Origin of the sequence: Geoglobus acetivorans, assembly GCF_039641995.1 — an archaeon.
Lineage (GTDB): Archaea > Halobacteriota > Archaeoglobi > Archaeoglobales > Archaeoglobaceae > Geoglobus > Geoglobus acetivorans.
This window is the reverse complement of record NZ_CP087714.1, coordinates 1,772,260-1,788,795: the sequence shown is the minus strand read 5'-3', so window position 1 is coordinate 1,788,795 and position 16,536 is coordinate 1,772,260. Positions and strand designations below refer to the sequence as shown.

Here is a 16,536-nt window from a genome sequence, read left to right as displayed (position 1 = left end):
TTGGCGGGATACTATTTAACCCTTTCATGGCCCTAATGCAATTGAGTATTACAATTGTAATACAAAAAAAACAGTTATAATGCCAGAAATCCTCACAGAATCCATGAGCTACAGGGTTGTTAAGGGAAATGACTTTTCAGATGTGCTGAATGGAAACGTGGGTTTCGTTCTGTGCATCGGCAATACAAGAACTGCGGAAATTCCGGGAATCACTGCTGCAGGAGAAAATCCAGACCTGATTAAGTTCACTCCTCCGGCCGATGCAGAACTCCTGCATTACGGACAGTGCAAGAGTATTCCGTTTCCACCCGCAACTCCAGACGGAAAGCCAACTCCGGCACTGATTACATACACTGCCCTGAGGCTGCTCAAAGTCCCGCTGTTTGTCGTCGATGCGGGACTTATGGTGAAACCAAAAATACCACACTACACCATTAACGCACCTGTGGGAAACAACATTGCAGAACAAAGCGCCTTCAGCATGGATTCGGCAATGGAGGCTTTTGAGTATGCCCGGATTATAGGAAAAGAAATTTCAAAGGCTTTTGACGTGCTGATGATTGGTGAGAGCATCCCTGCCGGAACAACAACGGCAGGAGCTGTTCTGAAGGCACTTGGACTGGATCCTGCCGTTTCGTCCAGCATGCCCCAGAATCCCGTAAACATAAAAAGAGAGGTTATTGAAAAAGCCGTGAGAAGGGTGGAGAGCGATGACCCGATAGAAATTCTCGCAGAGGTCGGTGACCCAGTTCTGCTGGCAGTAGCAGGTATTTCAACAGGCGCAGAAAAACCGGTTGTTCTTGCAGGTGGCACTCAGATGGCTGCAGCCTCCCAGATAATCAGGAGAATAGATGAGAGCAGCGAGATCTATCTCGCAACAACAACATACGTTGCCGACGACGCAACAGCCAGCATTTCTGAGATTTCTGCCGTGGACGTCATAGCAAGTGATCCGGGACTTGGCGAATCCTCGAAACCCGGGCTCAGAGCCTATACTGAGGGGTTCGTGAAGGAAGGAGTTGGAGCGGGAGGTGCCACACTCCTCGCCTACAAGAACGGTTATACCATGAAACAGTTTTTGAGTGAAGTGGAGAGAGATTATGAGATCATAATAGAGCAGGTCAGGAAACAGACCTGAACACTTCATTTTTTAAATCTGCCCGCCTTTCCCATCCAGCAGCTGAACACGAGAACATTTTTATTAGACACTGCACATATCCTGCTGATGCCCCACAGGTTTTCAGGAAAGCCGGAAGATCTGAAGAGTGAAAAAAGAAAGAAAATTCTCCCTGTAGATGTCTTCGAGAGAGAAGTTATCAGAAGAGTGCAGTCCAGAGAGAACGCAGTTGACTATGGTGCAGGGCCTGGATACTTCACCATCCCCCTCGCAAAGCACTTCAAAAGAGTTTATGCAGTAGAGGCAAACAGAGAAATGATCGAGGCACTGAGGGGCGAGCTTGAGATGTTAAAGATAAAAAACGTGGGAATAATACTCTCTGAAACGCCACATGAATTTGATTTTCCTGTAGATTTCGTTTTGTTCTCCAATGTCCTGCATGAGGTGGATGACTGGAAAGGATTCCTGAAGTGGGCTTCAAAGGCAAAAGTCGTCTGCATTATCGAATGGAAAAAAATCGAAATGGATTATGGGCCGCCTGTTGAAGAGAGGATTGACGAAAAAGAGATGGAAAATGCGTTGAGAGAGAATTTCAGGTTCACTGAAAGGCTACCCATTTACAGTCACCATTACACATTAATGGGCTATAATGAAAAAGATGCTCTGAACAAGCCCGATTAAAAACCCCAGGATTGCTCCCGAAATCTCTATGAATCTCATCTCGTTTTTCGCCAGCTTTTTGAACACGTATTCAGCTTCCTCCTCACTGAACTCCGCAATTTTCCGCTCGAGGAATTTTCTGAAGTCAATGTTTTCCACTATCACCTTGCTCGCCATAACCTGTGTTTTTGACAGCAGGTCCTCAATCTGGTCCGAAATTCGGTCAACCACTCCGTATCTCTCCAGAATGGCAATAACTGCCGAGTTTGACAGAATCCTGAAAAGTCTCGACTCCCTGATCGTTTTTTCAATCGCCTCCTCAATAAGCTCCCTGAACTCTTCCCTGCCAACGTATTCTTCAAAAACATCGATTATTCTGTGAGCAAATTCCTCACTTTTGGCCGGAATTAAACCCTGTATCCTGAATCCCAGAATCCTTATTGGTTTTTTTGGATGGAAAAGCAGCTTTACAGCGACAACGTTTGTCAGGTAGCCTATGAACGCTCCGAGAAGAGGAGGGATAAAAAATAAATATATGTCCTCCAGAAAACCACCTCAGAATATCTGCGGGGCTCTGTACTCACCAAACGCCTCTCTCAAAGCGTCTGTTATCTCCCCGAGGGTGGCTCTGGCCCTTACCGCCTCGAGAATGTACGGCATCAGGTTCTCGTCGGGATTCTCCGCTGCTTTCTTGAGTTTGGTGAGCGCTTCCTCCATTTTGCTCCTGTCTCTGGTTTCCCTGAACCTTTTAAGCCTGTCGATCTGCTTCTGAACCATCTCCTTGTCTATTCTGAGAATTTCGACGTTCAGCTCCTCATCGATTCTGTACTTGTTAACTCCGACGACTGTAAGCTCGCCCTCGTCAATCGCCTTCTGCTTCTCATAGGCAGACTTCTGTATTTCCCTCTGGATGTATCCACTCTCAATGGCCTTTATGACGCCACCCATCTCGTCAATCTTCTCGATGTACTTCATCGCCTCCTCCTCTATCCTCTCAGTGAGCCACTCGACATAGTATGCCCCACCAAGCGGATCTGCAACATCAGCCACCCCACTCTCCTCAGCTATGATCTGCTGAGTCCTGAGTGCGATTCTCACAGCCTTCTCGGTCGGAAGGCTCAGAGCCTCATCATAGCTGTTGGTATGCAGGCTCTGCGTCCCTCCGAGAACGGCGGCAAGAGCCTGCAGTGTAACCCTGATTATGTTGTTTTCAGGCTGCTGAGCCGTTAAGGTGCACCCGGCAGTCTGGACGTGGAACCTGAGCATCATTGACCTTGGATTTTTCGCCCCAAACCTTTCCCTCATGATTCTTGCCCAGATTCTTCTTGCAGCCCTGAACTTCGCAACCTCTTCAAGCAGGTTGTTTCCTGCTGCGAAGAAGAAGCTGAGTCTCGGAGCAAAGGTGTCAACATCCATACCTCTGTCAATTACTCTCTGAACGTACTCTATTCCGTCTGCAAGCGTGAATGCAACCTCCTGTACAGGTGTGGCCCCAGCCTCCTCCATGTGATATCCCGAAATGCTGATCGAATTCCACTTCGGTACCTCCTTTGCGCAGAACATTATGATATCCGTTGCAAGCCTCAGGCTCGGCTCAGGCGGGAAGATGTAGGTTCCTCTCGCAATGTATTCTTTCAGCATGTCGTTCTGAACGGTTCCTCTCAGAACCTTCCTGTCGACGCCCTGCGACTCGGCAACGCTTATGTACATGCTCAGGAGCTGTGCTGCAGTCGAATTGATCGTCATGGAGGTCGAAACCTTGTCGAGGGGAATTCCATCAAACAGAATCTGCATGTCCTCTATCGTGTCAATGGCAACGCCAACCTTTCCGACCTCTCCAAGAGCCATCGGGCTGTCGCTGTCGTAACCTATCTGGGTGGGAAGGTCGAAGGCAACGCTCAGTCCGGTCTGACCCTGCTCAAGCAGATACTTGTACCTCTTATTCGTCTCCTCTGCCGTTCCAAAACCGGCATACTGTCTCATTGTCCATACTCTTCCACGATACATTGTGGGGTAAATTCCCCTCGTGAACGGGTAAGCTCCGGGATAACCGAGTTTGCTTTCATAATCGATGCTGACATCTTCGGGGGTGTAAACCCTGTCAACCTCAAAACCACTTGCTGTCCTGAATACCTTTTTCCTTTCAGGAGCTTTTTCGAGGAGAGGTTTAACGTATTTCTCCTCCCATTCTCTTTTGTTCATGCAAACACCTCCTCAGGATACAGCGAAAAGTTCAGAACCTGCCTGAACCTTGTCTCCTTCCTTAACAAAGATTTTCGAAAGCCTGCCGTCAGAAGGTGCCACGATCTCGTTTTCCATCTTCATTGCCTCAAGGACGATCACGGGATCTCCCTTCCTGATCTCCTCCCCCTCGTTCTTCAGAATTCGCACAATCGTGCCGGACATCTCGGCCTTTACCTCTCCCCCGGCTGCTTTGACTGGTGAAGCTGAAACCTGAGGTTCCACAGCCTGAAGCTGCCTTCTTTCCTCGACCATTTCGATTACTTCTTCCTTACCGTTTACATTTACCCTGAATTTTCCTGGAGCTATCTCCTCCACATCAACCTCATACTTTCTCCCGTTAACCGTAACTGCATATCTGGCCAAGATTCACCACCCCGGCACTCTTGAAACTATTTTCCAGTAGCTGACATCTCTCCTGATCTCCACGGGCTTTTCGGAGTGATCCTCAATGTATCTGTGAATGGCGGTTATGGCAGCAAGAAACTCCTCAGCATTCATATCGCAACACCTCACAGGGGTATGTTGCCGTGCTTCTTGGGAGGGAGCTTCTCCCTCTTGGTGTCCAGAACTCTCAGGGCCGAGATTATTTTCACCCTCGTGAACTTTGGATCGATCACATCGTCAATATATCCTCTCGCAGCCGCTCGGTAGGGGTTTGCAAATCTGTCTCTGTACTCCTGAACCTTTTCCTGCCTGACCTTCTCAGGATCTTCAGCATTCGCTATTTCCTTTCTGAAAACAATTTCCGCAGCTCCTTCCGGACCCATCACAGCAATTTCAGCAGTAGGATAGGCGTAAACTACGTCCGCACCAAGATGCTTGCTGCCCATAGCGAGATACGCACCTCCATAGGCCTTTCTCAGAATCAGAGTAACGAGCGGAACTGTGGCCTCACTGTAAGCATACAGGATTTTTGCGCCGTGCCTTATAATACCGCCGTACTCCTGCTGAACTCCAGGAAGATAGCCCGGAACGTCAACAAAAGTCAGTATCGGTATGTTGAACGCATCGCAGAATCTGACAAATCTTGCAATCTTATCGCTGCTGTTGACGTCGAGGGTGCCTGCATAGAACTTGGGGTTGTTGGCCACGATACCGACAGTCTTTCCGTCCATCCTGGCAAATCCAACGGTTGCATTCGGAGCGAACATCTCGTGAATTTCGAAGAATTCGCCATTATCCACTACCGCTCTGATAACGTCTCTCACATCATAGGGCTTGTTCGGATCGTCGGGAATGATATCATAGATTTCAGGAGTTGTCCTCGCAGGATTGTCGCCGGTATCAACAACGGGAGGGTCTTCCAGGTTGTTCAGGGGCAGATAACTGATCAGTTTCCTCACAAGCTGTGCTGCGTGCATGTCGTCTTCGGCAACAAGATGTGCATTACCGCTCTTGGCAGCATGGGCCTCCCAGCCACCGAGTTCCTGAGGAGTTACATCCTCTCCCGTTACAGTCTTGATAACCTGCGGCCCGGTGATGAACATGTAGCATGACTTGTTTTTTGTCATGACGATGAAATCTCCGATTGCTGGACTGTAAACGGCACCACCAGCACATGGCCCCATTATGACACTTATCTGAGGTATAACACCACTTGCAAGAGTATTCCTGTAGAATATGTCTCCGTATCCCTTGAGGGCATCCACACCCTCCTGTATCCTCGCTCCACCCGAGTCGTTAAGCCCGATAACCGGTATTCCGACCTTCATCGCAAAGTCTAGGAGATATGCTATCTTAAATCCGTGCATCTCTCCAAGGCTGCCACCCATCACCGTAAAGTCCTGGGCGAAAACTGCAACCGGTCTTCCATCTACTGTTCCATAACCTGTCACGACACCGTCAGCTGGAATCTCGGCCTTATCAAGACCGAAATCAGTATTTCTTTTTTCAACAAACGGGTTTATCTCCACGAAGCTCCCGGGATCGAGAAACGCCTCAATCCTCTCTCTTGCGGTCAGCTTCCCCGCATCGTGCTGCTTCTTTACTCTCTGCTCTCCTCCCATCTGCAGTAACTTTTCCCTCCTCCTGTAGAGTTCCTCAATAAGCTCCCTTCTCAATTTCATCCCTCCACGAATTCCAGCAAAACGCCCTTCGTGCTTTTTGGATGGACAAACGCAACCTTCTTTCCTCCAGCACCGATCCTCGGCTTTTCGTCGATGACCTGAAGGCCATTTCTCTTCGCATTCTCTATTGCTTCCTCAATGTTTGAGACGTTGATCGCTATGTGCTGAATGCCTTCCCCTCTTTTCTCGACATGTTTTGCAATCGCACTCTCCGGAGAGGTTGCCTCGAGAAGTTCTATTTTGCTTTCGCCAGCTGGCAGCATTGCAACCCTTACCTTCTGCTCCGGCACTTCCTCAATATCCTTAACCTCGAAACCGAGCTTTCTGTAAAGCTCTACAGCCTCATCCAGACTTTTTACCGCAATACCGATATGATCAATTTTCCTGATTTCAAAACTCATGCTATCACCTTTTCACCTGCACTCCTCTTAATGAAGTCTATAATCTCATACATCGGCGTGCCGGGTATGAAAACCTCAGCAACGCCCATTTCCTTCAGCTTAGGTATATCTTCCGGAGGGATTATTCCTCCAACGAGAACGACAATATCTCTGTTGGGTTCTATTCCCCTCTTCCTCAGCTCATCCATTATGAGGGGGATCAATTCAAGATGTGCTCCACTCAGGATGCTGAGACCGATAACATCCACGTCTTCCTGCAGAGCTGTCTCGGCAATTTCTTCAGGCGTCCTTCTTATTCCGGTGTATATGACCTCAAAACCGGCATCCCTCAAAGCCCTTGCAATCACTTTTGCACCCCTGTCATGACCATCAAGACCCGGTTTTGCAATAAGAACTCTGATTTTTTTCTCCATACAGACACCTCCGGCAGTTATTTTACATGATATGCCACGAAAATTCCACTTGAAATTCATATATACCTTTCGAAAAATTACGTTCTTGTAAGCTTCTACCCCCCACCCCACCTTTTCCACTGGAATATCTCCGCTCCAGCAGATTTCCGCCCATCCAGGCCTGAAGAATTAAAAAAGTTACAGGATCAGTTTGACATGGAAATATACATCACTGCAGCAGCATCAAATCCCGTGTGCAACCCAAAAGTTTGCAATTCTGAAAAGTCAATTCTGTGTTTTTACACCGGGATAAGTGTGGCAGGTCTTGCAAAAATTAATATACCCGGATTTCAAGATAGCACAGTAAAATGTCCATAGTCATAAGCCCAACCATCCAGAACGGAAAACTGAATGGTCTGGGAGTCGAACAAAGGTATCCAACGAAACAGCGTGGTTTATCCTTCTACGAAGGAGTCGAAAACACCGAAATAAACAGAGATATCGTGAAAAATCACAGGGGGCTGTTTTACGCAGTTTCGTTTAAGTCCGACAGAGTTATCCTAACAAGGGACATTCTCGGCTCCAAACCACTGTACTACAACGATCGCCTTGCAGTTTCAAACTTCAAAAAATTCGTGCCTGAATTCAGAGAGGTCCTGCCGGGTGAATATCTCGAGCTGGGATACGATGGAGAGGTGATATTCCAGGAAATCACTGAATTTTTCGAAGTGATAAAACCCGGTGAATTTGATAAACCCGTTATCGAGGAGAGGATAATTGAATCTCTTGAAAAAAAGAAGTTTGGGAACGCATGCCTGAGTTTTTCGGGCGGAATCGATTCGTCGTTCCTTGCATATTTCTACGATGTGCCGCTTATTGCTGTTACAGCCTCCAAGGCAGAGGAAAAAAGAATTAAAGATGCTGCCAGACTTCTTGGAAAAGATGTGGACATATTCAGGTTCGACTTGGAGACACTAAAGAACACTCTCCCCGCGGTGATAACCGCAATCGAGACTTCCAACCCTCTGCAGGTCTCAATAGCCCTGCCGATATACCTCTCAATGAACTATGCAAAATCCCTCGGATTTACTGAAATTGTATTCGGTCAGGGAGCGGATGAGCTTTTCGGAGGGTACAAGAGGTACGAGAACCTTATTGGAAAAAGCCTGGAAAAGGCTCTGCTAGAGGATATACTCAACATCGGAGACAACAATCTTGTGAGAGATGCAAAGCTGTCCTACATCAACGAGATGAAGCTCCACACACCTTACCTTGATTTCGATATCATAGAATCTGCTCTCTCGATACCTGTTGAATTCAAAATATACAGGGAGAGCGGAAGAGTGATCAGGAAGTATTTCCTGAGGGAACTTGCAAGAAGGTACATTCCGACCGAACTCGCCTATGCAAGTAAAAAGGCGATTCAGTATTCCACGAACACCTATAAAATGCTCGAGAAGGTGGCAAAATCCTACAAAGCTGAACTTGGGGATTTTCTGAGGGGGATGCATGGAGATCAGGCTGAACTGCACTGATAAGGGATGCCACGAATGCTGTGTTGAAACAGAGATGCAGCTCAGCGAAAGAGACCTGAAAAGGATCGAATCTCTCGGTTATGACAGAAATGATTTCAGCGTCGAAGTTGATGGTGTGCGAATTCTCAGGAACATAGATGGAAAGTGTCTCTTTTTGAAAGATGGCCAATGCAGCATATACGATAGCAGACCTCTCGGGTGCAGACTGTATCCGGTCGTTTATGATGTGGATAAAAAAAGAGCAGTGGTTCACGATTTCTGCCCATCAGCAGCAGAAATCCCTGTGTCGAAGATAAAGAGAGTCGAAAGAACGCTCATCAAGCACATAAAAGATATCTACGGGTTCATCCCATAAAAACAAGGACTGCTGAAAAACTCAAAAGGATTGCCAGAAGATACAGGCCGAGAGTTTTAGTTTTGAAGTCAAGAACCTCAGGGATGGCGAGCAGGAAAGTGAACGGAATGAGTCTGTTGTCCACAAGGGCAGAGATCAGAGAAAACACCACAATTCCAGCAATAAGGGTTCTTCTGTCAGAATATATTCTCGAATCTGCGACAAGAACAGATGCAAAGGCAAACGAGATGAACAGAATGATTGTTTTCGGGTTTGCAATGTAAGCTGCGGGCAGGGTCGTCAGAATGGATGCAAAAACAACATACTTCCTGAAATCCCTTCGAAATGCAACAGAAAGGGCAAAAGGAACTGCGTACAGGGCAATATACGGATTGTTCAGCGCTGTAATTCCGGCGAGTGTTGCGAAAATCAGAACCACGGCATAATCGACCCGTGATTTAATACCTTTGAAAACAATATTGTGACCTGAAGCGATGGCAAAGATTAGTGAGACTGAGGCCAAAAATTCAAGCGGCTCCAACTTAAATGCCGAGACCAGGAGAGCCGACAGCCATATTGACGTTGCACCGTGCATTTTTGGGATGAGGGACTTCACAAAATAAAATTGCGGATACTGAATATATCCAGATTTCCCCTAAGAAATTAGGATTGAACGGAATAGTAGCATCTTTTCGGGCTTGCAATCTTACCCTCTTTTTTGAGCTTGCTTATAATCTTCGAAACTTCTTTGCTGTCCATTCCAGCAAGCTCTGCGATTTCTGCAGTTTTCAGTGGCCTGCCGGCATTCTTCAAAACCTCTATAATTTTTTCCTCAGACATTTCTATCACCATTTCTGAATAATTCTTTTCGGAATTTAAACTTTTCCTTACAAAATGCGAATTAGAAATGAGAGTCAGTAACTCACGCTCATATCCCGCAATTTCCAGCTCAACAAATTCTGGTGCCGCCACTACCGCAACAGAACTTTTTAAGACCGTCGCAAATCTTTTAATCCATCATTTTTATAGTAAAACCTTTTAATTTTCACTTCCTTCTTTCCAGAATTCGGGCCAGATTATTTTTATCTCCCTTCTCTCCCCAGACAGAATTAATCAATTTCAGAATAGAACCTTCTAAATAACCCGAATTCAAAAACAAACTCCGGAATAAAAGTCGCATAACGTTATAAATGACCTGCATCACTGGGGGTTCGCTGCAGTATTTAAATGAAAGAAGCGAGAAGAAAGCTTTTTAAAGGAATTTGGGGGAATATTACCGGAGGTTGAAATCAGACCTTTAAGGGATTGAAAGCCTTCAGCCCAGCTTCAACTTCATCCAGTGAAGGCAACCTCAGTGATCTCAGAATAGACTTCCTCGTTGAAATCAGACCTTTAAGGGATTGAAAGGTTGATTCAATCACGAATGATGCAGTTCTGTTCCACGCAGTTGAAATCAGACCTTTAAGGGATTGAAAGGGTCCATCGCCTCCCTCAGACTCACCACCCGGCTCTCCGTTGAAATCAGACCTTTAAGGGATTGAAAGTCGAATTCTTGGGCAACCCTATTTGCGATGCTGAGAAAGTTGAAATCAGACCTTTAAGGGATTGAAAGCCATTTGGGGTGTCGTACCTGACCCTGAATGTAACTGGTTGAAATCAGACCTTTAAGGGATTGAAAGTCGTTATAGACCCGCAGACCTACGTGAACCTCACGCTGTGTTGAAATCAGACCTTTAAGGGATTGAAAGCACCGAGAAGTACGAGCGCAAATGTGTGGGTGCTCCAGCTGGTTGAAATCAGACCTTTAAGGGATTGAAAGCTTCGTCGAGTGTGGCTGGTGAGTTGTGGCCAGCTCGTTGAAATCAGACCTTTAAGGGATTGAAAGCTTCGTCGAGTGTGGCTGGTGAGTTGTGGCCAGCTCGTTGAAATCAGACCTTTAAGGGATTGAAAGTAATTTCTCTTACTGGAATAAGCCGAATTAACCGATATTAATGAAACCACGCAGTCTAACTAAGCCTGCGGATGGTGTAAAAATTTTGCTGAGAAGGTTTGGATTTATTATATCGATTGTCTGATGAGTTGTAGAGTCATCAGTACCTTTTTATCCGGGTTATTTTCAAAGAGACATATATGAAAAATGAGGAAATATTCGAGAAGTATCTTGAGGAGCTGGATAATAGATTCGAAGAACTTAAAAGAGAGCTAAAGTCATCCACAGAAGTTTCAATTGGGATTGGTGCGATGTCTATAGGATTCGGATTTGTTATTTACGCTGTTGGATTGTCGCTGCAACCACCAACTCCGAACTATTGGCTCTGGTCCATCATGTTTGTAATAGTAGGTGCGGCGTACTTATTACATGGAGCTTGGAGGTTCTACAATGCTGAAAAACTTAAAAAAAATAAGTCACCAAATTAATGTCACCAAATTAATACTTCTGAAGCATAGATAGCAGATAAAACAGCAAACATGGTCATCAATGTGATCATAAGCAAAAAGAACTTCACTGGAACTTCTACCACATGACGTAATCATTGAATAGAATTTTGACATATTGGCTCAACTCTCTTCTCTCAATCTCGAGTTATGCACAATTCAAAACATGGCTAAAAATTTGATTTTTAAGAGAGTGAAAGAGGCTGGAAACAGCTAACCTCTCAAATATTAACAGTTCAGGTAATCAACATTTCTCCATCTTCCTCTTCTGAAATACTTATCTCAGGCAGGTTTGATTCAAACTTCCATCTTGGGTCTTCATCCGCAATTCTGCCAGCGTGATAGGAATAAGCATAAAGATCTCTGTCCGATAACGCAGGAACTATAACTGGAACTCCCTTCCTGACACCCTCAAGGATCTTTTCAAGAACAGCTTTTCCGTTCCTCCCCCTAAAGGTTGTTAGGATCTCCTCAGGTTTGTGAGGATCCTCTCCGACACCTGTGATTTCAACCCTGTCAATTCCGTTCTCGTGCTTCAGCACGATCTTCCATCCCACAATCTCCATTCTTTTCCGGTATATTTATTACTTTTCAACCCCCCAGTACACAGGTAAAACCACACAATGTATCAGATGTTTTAAAAATCTCCAGAATCCACAAAAACAAAAAATAAATAGAAAATTTACACCTTCTCGGCTTTCATCGCCCTGTACAGGAAGTAAGCCAGCCCGCCATACAGCACGGCGAATCCAAAAAGGCCCATCGCTATTGCATCAGGAGACATCTCTACCCCTCCATGAGAGCAGTGCCGAGACCAGCATTCCTGCAAGGATTACACCAAAGCCCGCAAGCAGGGCGTTGACGGGATAACCTCCGTAAGGCTCCTTTAAATTGCCGGCTATGTCAAAGCCAAGCAGAACCAGCAGAATTGCGGGCACGGCAAACTTCACTGCAAAGTTCCACCAGGAACCCACCTTTATCTCCGACACTGCGTTTATGTGTTCCCTGATCTTTCCGAGGTCGAAGAACCACGCAACAGCTATGACCTCAAGCAGCCCAACAAGCACGAGGCCGTAGTAGTTCACGAAGTGGTCGACAATGTCGAGCCAGTACAGACCTGCCTTCGTCGTGTAGAGCAGACTGCCCAGGAATCCGATTCCAACGACGAGGTTCACAGCCTTCCTCCTTTCAATGCCGAACCTGTCCATCACCGCTGCAACAACAGCCTCGACGAGGGAAATGGATGACGAGAGTCCGGCAACGACCAGTGCAAGGAAGAACACCACAGCCGTGAACACTTTAAGGGCAGGAAGCATGTTGAGGGCCTGCGGGAAAACAACGAACGCGAGACCTATGGACTGTGCGACAACATCACCAATCTCGCTTCCCGTTGCGTATGCCATGTAGCCGAGGGTGCCGAATATCGCAAAGCCGATGAGGAAGCTGAAGGCACAGTTCGCAAGCGCAACAATGAAGGCGTTGTTAGCAATGTCGCTTTTCTCGGGCAGATAGCTGGCATAAGCAATCATTATACCCATTCCGAGACTGAGGGTGAAGAATATCTGACCAAATGCCGAAAGCCAGATGTTGTAGTCTGCAAGCTTTGAGAAGTCGGGCTTGAGGTACCATTCTATGCCCTCAATCGCCCCGGGCAGGGTCAGTGCTCTGACGACAAGGATTATGGCCAGAATCCACAGGAGTGGCATCAGAACCATGTTAGCCTTTTCGATACCCTTCCTAACTCCCCTGAAGTCTATGAACCAGTTGAGCGCCCAGACAACTGCGGTTGCCACAAGAACCTCGACAGCAAACCCTCCAAAGTTCCAGGGCGAGTCGGTGAGCTGCAGGATCTGTCCAAAGTAGTACGCTTTCGTCTCAGCGCCCCATGCGAGGGTGAATGCCTTGGTGAAGTAAACTAAGGCCCAGGCAATCACCACAGAGTAGTACATCGTGATTATCATTCCACCCACAACGGCCCACCAGCCGATCCACTCGAATTTTTTATTTATTGCTCTCAACGCCTGTGGGGCGCTTGCCCTGAACCTGTGGCCGAGCGCAAACTCAAGAATCATCAGGCTTATTCCCGCAATAAAAAGCGCAACAAAATACGGAATCAGAAACGCCCCACCACCATTCTTGTAAACCAGGTATCCAAATCTCCAGATGTTACCGAGACCTATGGCCGATCCCACTGCAGCGAGAACGAATCCCGCTCTCGTGGCCCAGTGCTCTCTCTGCAAGCAACCACCTCCTTGATATTTTGTCGCAAAAATGCGCAGTTGCTGAAAAAAGTATCTGAAATGATAAATTGTTGCAAACGGCATGTTCAGGACTGCGCTGGCTTTGAGGAATGGATGATCCGGAATGGCTTAAATAGAAGGATATGCAATTTTTTCCATGAAGCTCGTGCAGGTCTCTGACCGTGCCTGCTTCATTCCCGGTCCCACAAACGTTGGAGTTGTCCGAAGTAAGGATACTGCAATCCTCGTCGATACCGGTCTGGACAGGGAGTCAGGCAGGAAAATACTGAAGCTTCTCGAAAAGAACGGTTTAAAGCTTGAGGCAGTGATCAACACCCACTCACATGCGGACCACTTCGGTGGAAACAGTTACCTGGTGAGCAGGACAGACGCAAGAGTCTATGCCCCAGAAGTCGAGGCGGGAATCATTCAATACCCCTACCTCGAACCCCTCTACCTGTTCTCCGCCCATCCCGTGAACGAGATGATGAACCGCTTCCTCATGGCCAGACCATCAAGAGTGGACAATGTTATAAACGCTGACAGCCGGATTGAACTCGACTTTGGAAAGACAAAAGTCACCACAGTTCCGCTTCCCGGGCATTCTCCGGGACAGATTGGTGTTGAAGTTGATGGGGTGCTTTACTGTGCAGACGCTGTGTTTTCCGAAAGAGTTGTGGAAAAGTACAGAATTCCACTGTTCATGGACATAGAAAAACAGAGAGAGACGCTGTCATTCCTTGAAAAAAGCAGCTTTGAACGTTACATACCGTGTCATGCAGAACCGGCAGAAGATATCACTCCTCTTGTCGATTTGAATCTGGACGTCATCGAACGTGTGGAGGAATTCCTTCTCTCCATCAGCAAAGGCACAACAGATGAAATTCTGGCAAAGCTATGTTCAGAGTTTGAAATAAGGCTGAACAACTTCACAGAATACAGCTTAATGCTCGCCACGCTGAAAGCCTACCTCAGCTACCTGTACAACAGGGGAGACATTCGGGCGGAGTTTGACGGCACGGTGTACTGGGTGAGAGTTTCCTGAACATCTGGCATTGCAGGACGAGACAGTGCAAACGTGCATTTGAATACAATCCATGAAACTTCGAAAGCTATGACCTGTGCGCCATCCCAACAATGTCCTCCAGCCTTTCTCCTGTCATTCTCGTGTATGCTATCAGACTCTCTTCAAGGCTGTAGAAAATCCTGTTGGAGTAGTAGAGCGCTGAACCTATCTGTACCGCAGTTGCCCCGGCAAGCATGAATTCTATGACATCCTTCCAGCTTGTAACCCCTCCAGAGCCGATGACAGGTATGCTCAGTTCCTCGTAAAGGTCCCAGACGCATTTTACGGCGATGGGTTTAATCCCCTCTCCACTCACTCCCCCGCTCACGTTGCTCAGAATCGGCCTTTTTGCGAATATGTCTATTTTCATACCTTTCAGGGTGTTGATCGCCACAACACCGTCCGCTTTCCCCTCTTCAGCCGCCTTGCCGATTTCGACGATGTCTCTGACATTCGGAGAGAGCTTGGCAAAAACCGGCTTGGTGGTTCGCTTCTTCACAGCCCTGACAATCTCGTAAACGAGGTCAGGATCACTGCCCACCGCAAGCCCAACATTTTTCGCGTGGGGACAGCTGAGATTTAGCTCGAAGCCATCTGCGAACGGGAAATAGCTCACAAGCTCTGCAAATTCCTCGGGTGTTGAGGCGAAGAGGCTCACCACGAGCGGAGCGTAAAACACGTAATCTTCAAGTTCCTCTGCAAAAGCCCTTGCCCCGGGTGAGGAAAGCCCTACAGCATTTATCAGCCCGTGGGAGTAGTTGATCACGGCAGGATTTCTGTAGCCCTCCACAGGTTCAAGCCCCACGCTTTTCGTAACCACCGCTCCGGCATGCTCGGAGAGCCTGTTCAGAGATGTGGCAAAGCTGCCCATAACCCCGCTCGAAAGCATCAGCGGGTTTCTCATTTCGATTCCCGCCAGATTTATCTTCAATGCCTCTCTCATCTTATCAGCTCAAACGCCTCTTTAAGCTTCAGATTACCGCTCTCAAAAAATTCTATGCTCTCCTTAATCTTCTGTGAAACATCAGGATATTCATCTTCAATCTTTTCTGCCCATTCCAAGTATTTGGAGACATGCTCGTTATTGTGATCAATCCAGTGCTGTAGGAGGTGCTTCAGTTTTTCAATCTCCATCGTTTTCTCACTCCAGATATTTTCTTATAAACTTTTCCGGATTTTTTCTCGTTATCCGGATAACCGTATCCTCATCGAACTCCTCGTTCAGAGTTCTGAGAGTCTCGTCCGGATCCACCCATATTACCGGAATCTCGCTGCCGTACAGAATTCTGTCCGGATACTGCATCACGACCTCCCTGACGTCGTCGCTGTAAAACCTCACCTTCTCGCCCGAGTGAGGGTCTGTGATTTCGACCCTTATGAATGCCAGGGACGTGTCCGAGTATATGTTATTCCTGGCATCGAGAAATCTCGGCAGGTGTTCCGTTTTCCCCACCATCATGTGTGCAAGGATTACGGGGAAGGAATAGCTGTAAGCGAGTGGTTCATAAAATTCGGGAAGTGTGTACTTAAAGCCATTATCAAGGAAGTAGCCCGTGTGGATTACAAGCGGTTTTCCAAGTTCATCCAGAATTTCATAGATCTCAAGCGCTTCTCTGCCATCCGGATAAAGCCTCTGAACAGGGGGATGCAGCTTCAAGCCATCAATTCCCAGTTCGAAAATCCTGTAAAGCTCCTCAGTATCGTTATTCTGATGAAATCCGGTGAATGCATGACAGTCCATCATTCCCTTGAGCTTCACATTCCATTCCGCAAGAATTTCCGTCATTTCAGGAGTTATCGAGTGTGTCAGGTTGAAGAAGTGTTCAACACCCATACTCTGGAGTTTTCCTATCACCGAATCAACATCAAGCTCGACAGTTGCTTTTGATTTGTGTTTCTTCTCTATCCAGGCATACAGTCTCCAGAGGATTTTATCCGGAAAGACGTGAACGTGTGTATCTATCATGGCTATCCCCGACTACAGACTCCATCGTCATGAAGAGGTTTAATATTTTCCTTTTTAGCACGTCTGAAGAATAATTTGA

At 46.9% G+C, this 16,536-nt stretch carries 22 protein-coding genes, 1 pseudogene and 1 CRISPR repeat array; of the genes and pseudogenes, 7 read left to right on the top strand and 16 right to left on the bottom strand.

What is annotated here, in order from left to right; genetic code table 11:
- The first annotated feature begins 103 nt into the window (after nucleotides 1–103).
- Both cobT and LPQ35_RS10515 read left to right on the top strand, forming a co-directional pair.
- Entirely contained in the window at nucleotides 104–1,138 is a 1,035-nt protein-coding gene (cobT, locus tag LPQ35_RS10520) for a nicotinate mononucleotide-dependent phosphoribosyltransferase CobT (protein WP_193807103.1), read from the top strand.
- An 87-nt stretch (nucleotides 1,139–1,225) separates the two neighbouring features.
- Nucleotides 1,226–1,798, top strand: a complete 573-nt coding sequence (locus tag LPQ35_RS10515; RefSeq protein ID WP_193807106.1) for a methyltransferase domain-containing protein — start codon at nucleotides 1,226–1,228, stop codon at nucleotides 1,796–1,798.
- On the opposite strand, the gene LPQ35_RS10510 is transcribed toward LPQ35_RS10515, so the two are convergent.
- The 8 genes and pseudogenes from LPQ35_RS10510 to LPQ35_RS10475 all read right to left on the bottom strand — a co-directional run bounded on the left by LPQ35_RS10510 (nucleotide 1,754) and on the right by LPQ35_RS10475 (nucleotide 6,901).
- On the bottom strand, nucleotides 1,754–2,008 hold the full coding sequence (locus LPQ35_RS10510) for a DUF445 family protein (RefSeq protein ID WP_052400206.1): 255 nt from the start codon (nucleotides 2,006–2,008) through the stop codon (nucleotides 1,754–1,756). The two genes, LPQ35_RS10515 and LPQ35_RS10510, sit on opposite strands and share 45 nt — an antisense overlap.
- Nucleotides 2,009–2,080: 72 nt before the next feature.
- Nucleotides 2,081–2,242, bottom strand: a pseudogene (locus LPQ35_RS11210) (DUF445 domain-containing protein); the annotation flags it as partial.
- 90 nt (nucleotides 2,243–2,332) lie between these two features.
- Complete coding sequence (locus LPQ35_RS10500; RefSeq protein ID WP_193807108.1) at nucleotides 2,333–3,979, bottom strand: methylmalonyl-CoA mutase family protein; 1,647 nt, start codon at nucleotides 3,977–3,979, stop codon at nucleotides 2,333–2,335.
- Nucleotides 3,980–3,991: 12 nt separating this feature from the next.
- Complete coding sequence (locus LPQ35_RS10495) at nucleotides 3,992–4,384, bottom strand: biotin/lipoyl-containing protein (protein ID WP_193807110.1); 393 nt, start codon at nucleotides 4,382–4,384, stop codon at nucleotides 3,992–3,994.
- A gap of 3 nt (nucleotides 4,385–4,387) precedes the next feature.
- Entirely contained in the window at nucleotides 4,388–4,519 is a 132-nt protein-coding gene (locus LPQ35_RS10490; protein ID WP_346297642.1) for a hypothetical protein, read from the bottom strand.
- Nucleotides 4,520–4,530: 11 nt separating this feature from the next.
- Nucleotides 4,531–6,087, bottom strand: coding sequence for a carboxyl transferase domain-containing protein (locus LPQ35_RS10485; protein WP_193807113.1), 1,557 nt, complete (start codon nucleotides 6,085–6,087; stop codon nucleotides 4,531–4,533).
- Entirely contained in the window at nucleotides 6,084–6,488 is a 405-nt protein-coding gene (mce, locus tag LPQ35_RS10480; protein WP_193807115.1) for a methylmalonyl-CoA epimerase, read from the bottom strand. The genes LPQ35_RS10485 and mce overlap by 4 nt, the downstream gene beginning before the upstream one ends.
- Nucleotides 6,485–6,901: a cobalamin-dependent protein gene (locus tag LPQ35_RS10475; protein WP_193807117.1), complete on the bottom strand. Its 417-nt coding sequence runs from the start codon at nucleotides 6,899–6,901 to the stop codon at nucleotides 6,485–6,487. The genes mce and LPQ35_RS10475 overlap by 4 nt, the downstream gene beginning before the upstream one ends.
- A 195-nt stretch (nucleotides 6,902–7,096) precedes the next feature.
- On the opposite strand from LPQ35_RS10475, the gene LPQ35_RS10470 reads away from it, so the two are divergent.
- The 3 genes from LPQ35_RS10470 to LPQ35_RS10460 are packed head-to-tail and all read left to right on the top strand — an operon-like array spanning nucleotide 7,097 to nucleotide 8,770.
- Nucleotides 7,097–7,258 carry a hypothetical protein gene (locus tag LPQ35_RS10470; RefSeq protein WP_193807119.1) on the top strand — a complete coding sequence of 54 codons (162 nt, stop codon included), beginning with the start codon at nucleotides 7,097–7,099 and terminating at the stop codon, nucleotides 7,256–7,258.
- Nucleotides 7,249–8,415: an asparagine synthase-related protein gene (locus tag LPQ35_RS10465; RefSeq protein WP_193807121.1), complete on the top strand. Its 1,167-nt coding sequence runs from the start codon at nucleotides 7,249–7,251 to the stop codon at nucleotides 8,413–8,415. The genes LPQ35_RS10470 and LPQ35_RS10465 overlap by 10 nt, the downstream gene beginning before the upstream one ends.
- The gene (locus LPQ35_RS10460) at nucleotides 8,390–8,770 is read left to right on the top strand and encodes a YkgJ family cysteine cluster protein (RefSeq protein ID WP_193807123.1); all 381 of its coding nucleotides are present in this window, start codon (nucleotides 8,390–8,392) and stop codon (nucleotides 8,768–8,770) included. Before LPQ35_RS10465 ends, LPQ35_RS10460 begins: the two co-directional genes overlap by 26 nt.
- Here LPQ35_RS10460 and LPQ35_RS10455 read toward each other — a convergent pair.
- Both LPQ35_RS10455 and LPQ35_RS10450 read right to left on the bottom strand, forming a co-directional pair.
- Nucleotides 8,760–9,365, bottom strand: a complete 606-nt coding sequence (locus tag LPQ35_RS10455; RefSeq protein WP_193807125.1) for a hypothetical protein — start codon at nucleotides 9,363–9,365, stop codon at nucleotides 8,760–8,762. The genes LPQ35_RS10460 and LPQ35_RS10455 overlap by 11 nt on opposite strands.
- Before the next feature lie 47 nt (nucleotides 9,366–9,412).
- Nucleotides 9,413–9,589: a winged helix-turn-helix transcriptional regulator gene (locus LPQ35_RS10450; RefSeq protein WP_193807552.1), complete on the bottom strand. Its 177-nt coding sequence runs from the start codon at nucleotides 9,587–9,589 to the stop codon at nucleotides 9,413–9,415.
- Between the two features lie 442 nt (nucleotides 9,590–10,031).
- Nucleotides 10,032–10,700: a CRISPR direct-repeat array (repeat unit 30 nt; unit sequence GTTGAAATCAGACCTTTAAGGGATTGAAAG).
- Nucleotides 10,701–10,879: 179 nt separating this feature from the next.
- Here LPQ35_RS10450 and LPQ35_RS10445 point away from each other — a divergent pair.
- On the top strand, nucleotides 10,880–11,167 hold the full coding sequence (locus tag LPQ35_RS10445) for a hypothetical protein (protein ID WP_193807127.1): 288 nt from the start codon (nucleotides 10,880–10,882) through the stop codon (nucleotides 11,165–11,167).
- Between the two features lie 254 nt (nucleotides 11,168–11,421).
- Here LPQ35_RS10445 and LPQ35_RS10440 read toward each other — a convergent pair whose 3' ends face one another.
- From LPQ35_RS10440 to LPQ35_RS10430, 3 genes are all read right to left on the bottom strand, one after another.
- The gene (locus LPQ35_RS10440) at nucleotides 11,422–11,751 is read right to left on the bottom strand and encodes a hypothetical protein (protein ID WP_193807129.1); all 330 of its coding nucleotides are present in this window, start codon (nucleotides 11,749–11,751) and stop codon (nucleotides 11,422–11,424) included.
- A 116-nt stretch (nucleotides 11,752–11,867) separates the two neighbouring features.
- Entirely contained in the window at nucleotides 11,868–11,969 is a 102-nt protein-coding gene (locus LPQ35_RS10435) for a MetS family NSS transporter small subunit (protein WP_148305912.1), read from the bottom strand.
- Complete coding sequence (locus tag LPQ35_RS10430; RefSeq protein WP_346297641.1) at nucleotides 11,959–13,425, bottom strand: sodium-dependent transporter; 1,467 nt, start codon at nucleotides 13,423–13,425, stop codon at nucleotides 11,959–11,961. The genes LPQ35_RS10435 and LPQ35_RS10430 overlap by 11 nt, the downstream gene beginning before the upstream one ends.
- A 157-nt stretch (nucleotides 13,426–13,582) precedes the next feature.
- Between LPQ35_RS10430 and LPQ35_RS10425 the strand changes: the two genes are divergently transcribed.
- The gene (locus LPQ35_RS10425; RefSeq protein ID WP_193807131.1) at nucleotides 13,583–14,470 is read left to right on the top strand and encodes an MBL fold metallo-hydrolase; all 888 of its coding nucleotides are present in this window, start codon (nucleotides 13,583–13,585) and stop codon (nucleotides 14,468–14,470) included.
- 67 nt (nucleotides 14,471–14,537) lie between these two features.
- On the opposite strand, the gene LPQ35_RS10420 is transcribed toward LPQ35_RS10425, so the two are convergent.
- From LPQ35_RS10420 to LPQ35_RS10410, 3 genes are read right to left on the bottom strand one after another with little or no spacing between them, the layout of a single operon-like run.
- Nucleotides 14,538–15,434, bottom strand: coding sequence for a dihydroorotate dehydrogenase (locus LPQ35_RS10420; protein WP_193807132.1), 897 nt, complete (start codon nucleotides 15,432–15,434; stop codon nucleotides 14,538–14,540).
- The gene (locus LPQ35_RS10415) at nucleotides 15,431–15,625 is read right to left on the bottom strand and encodes a hypothetical protein (RefSeq protein ID WP_193807133.1); all 195 of its coding nucleotides are present in this window, start codon (nucleotides 15,623–15,625) and stop codon (nucleotides 15,431–15,433) included. Before LPQ35_RS10415 ends, LPQ35_RS10420 begins: the two co-directional genes overlap by 4 nt.
- A 7-nt stretch (nucleotides 15,626–15,632) precedes the next feature.
- Nucleotides 15,633–16,457: an amidohydrolase family protein gene (locus LPQ35_RS10410; protein WP_193807134.1), complete on the bottom strand. Its 825-nt coding sequence runs from the start codon at nucleotides 16,455–16,457 to the stop codon at nucleotides 15,633–15,635.
- Nucleotides 16,458–16,536: the final 79 nt, after the last annotated feature.

Bases quoted from the DNA above. Each gene is read 5' to 3' on its own strand.
- LPQ35_RS10500 (WP_193807108.1), bottom strand. From the start codon at position 3,979: ATGAACAAAAGAGAATGGGAGGAGAAATACGTTAAACCTCTCCTCGAA.
- LPQ35_RS10460 (WP_193807123.1), top strand. From the start codon at position 8,390: ATGGAGATCAGGCTGAACTGCACTGATAAGGGATGCCACGAATGCTGT.
- LPQ35_RS10470 (WP_193807119.1), top strand. From the start codon at position 7,097: ATGGAAATATACATCACTGCAGCAGCATCAAATCCCGTGTGCAACCCA.
- LPQ35_RS10475 (WP_193807117.1), bottom strand. From the start codon at position 6,901: ATGGAGAAAAAAATCAGAGTTCTTATTGCAAAACCGGGTCTTGATGGT.
- LPQ35_RS10450 (WP_193807552.1), bottom strand. From the start codon at position 9,589: ATGTCTGAGGAAAAAATTATAGAGGTTTTGAAGAATGCCGGCAGGCCA.
- LPQ35_RS10515 (WP_193807106.1), top strand. From the start codon at position 1,226: ATGCCCCACAGGTTTTCAGGAAAGCCGGAAGATCTGAAGAGTGAAAAA.
- LPQ35_RS10465 (WP_193807121.1), top strand. From the start codon at position 7,249: ATGTCCATAGTCATAAGCCCAACCATCCAGAACGGAAAACTGAATGGT.
- LPQ35_RS10490 (WP_346297642.1), bottom strand. From the start codon at position 4,519: ATGAATGCTGAGGAGTTTCTTGCTGCCATAACCGCCATTCACAGATAC.
- LPQ35_RS10435 (WP_148305912.1), bottom strand. From the start codon at position 11,969: ATGTCTCCTGATGCAATAGCGATGGGCCTTTTTGGATTCGCCGTGCTG.
- LPQ35_RS10425 (WP_193807131.1), top strand. From the start codon at position 13,583: ATGAAGCTCGTGCAGGTCTCTGACCGTGCCTGCTTCATTCCCGGTCCC.
- LPQ35_RS10445 (WP_193807127.1), top strand. From the start codon at position 10,880: ATGAAAAATGAGGAAATATTCGAGAAGTATCTTGAGGAGCTGGATAAT.
- LPQ35_RS10415 (WP_193807133.1), bottom strand. From the start codon at position 15,625: ATGGAGATTGAAAAACTGAAGCACCTCCTACAGCACTGGATTGATCAC.
- mce (WP_193807115.1), bottom strand. From the start codon at position 6,488: ATGAGTTTTGAAATCAGGAAAATTGATCATATCGGTATTGCGGTAAAA.
- LPQ35_RS10485 (WP_193807113.1), bottom strand. From the start codon at position 6,087: ATGAAATTGAGAAGGGAGCTTATTGAGGAACTCTACAGGAGGAGGGAA.
- cobT (WP_193807103.1), top strand. From the start codon at position 104: ATGAGCTACAGGGTTGTTAAGGGAAATGACTTTTCAGATGTGCTGAAT.
- LPQ35_RS10440 (WP_193807129.1), bottom strand. From the start codon at position 11,751: ATGGAGATTGTGGGATGGAAGATCGTGCTGAAGCACGAGAACGGAATT.
- LPQ35_RS10420 (WP_193807132.1), bottom strand. From the start codon at position 15,434: ATGAGAGAGGCATTGAAGATAAATCTGGCGGGAATCGAAATGAGAAAC.
- LPQ35_RS10410 (WP_193807134.1), bottom strand. From the start codon at position 16,457: ATGATAGATACACACGTTCACGTCTTTCCGGATAAAATCCTCTGGAGA.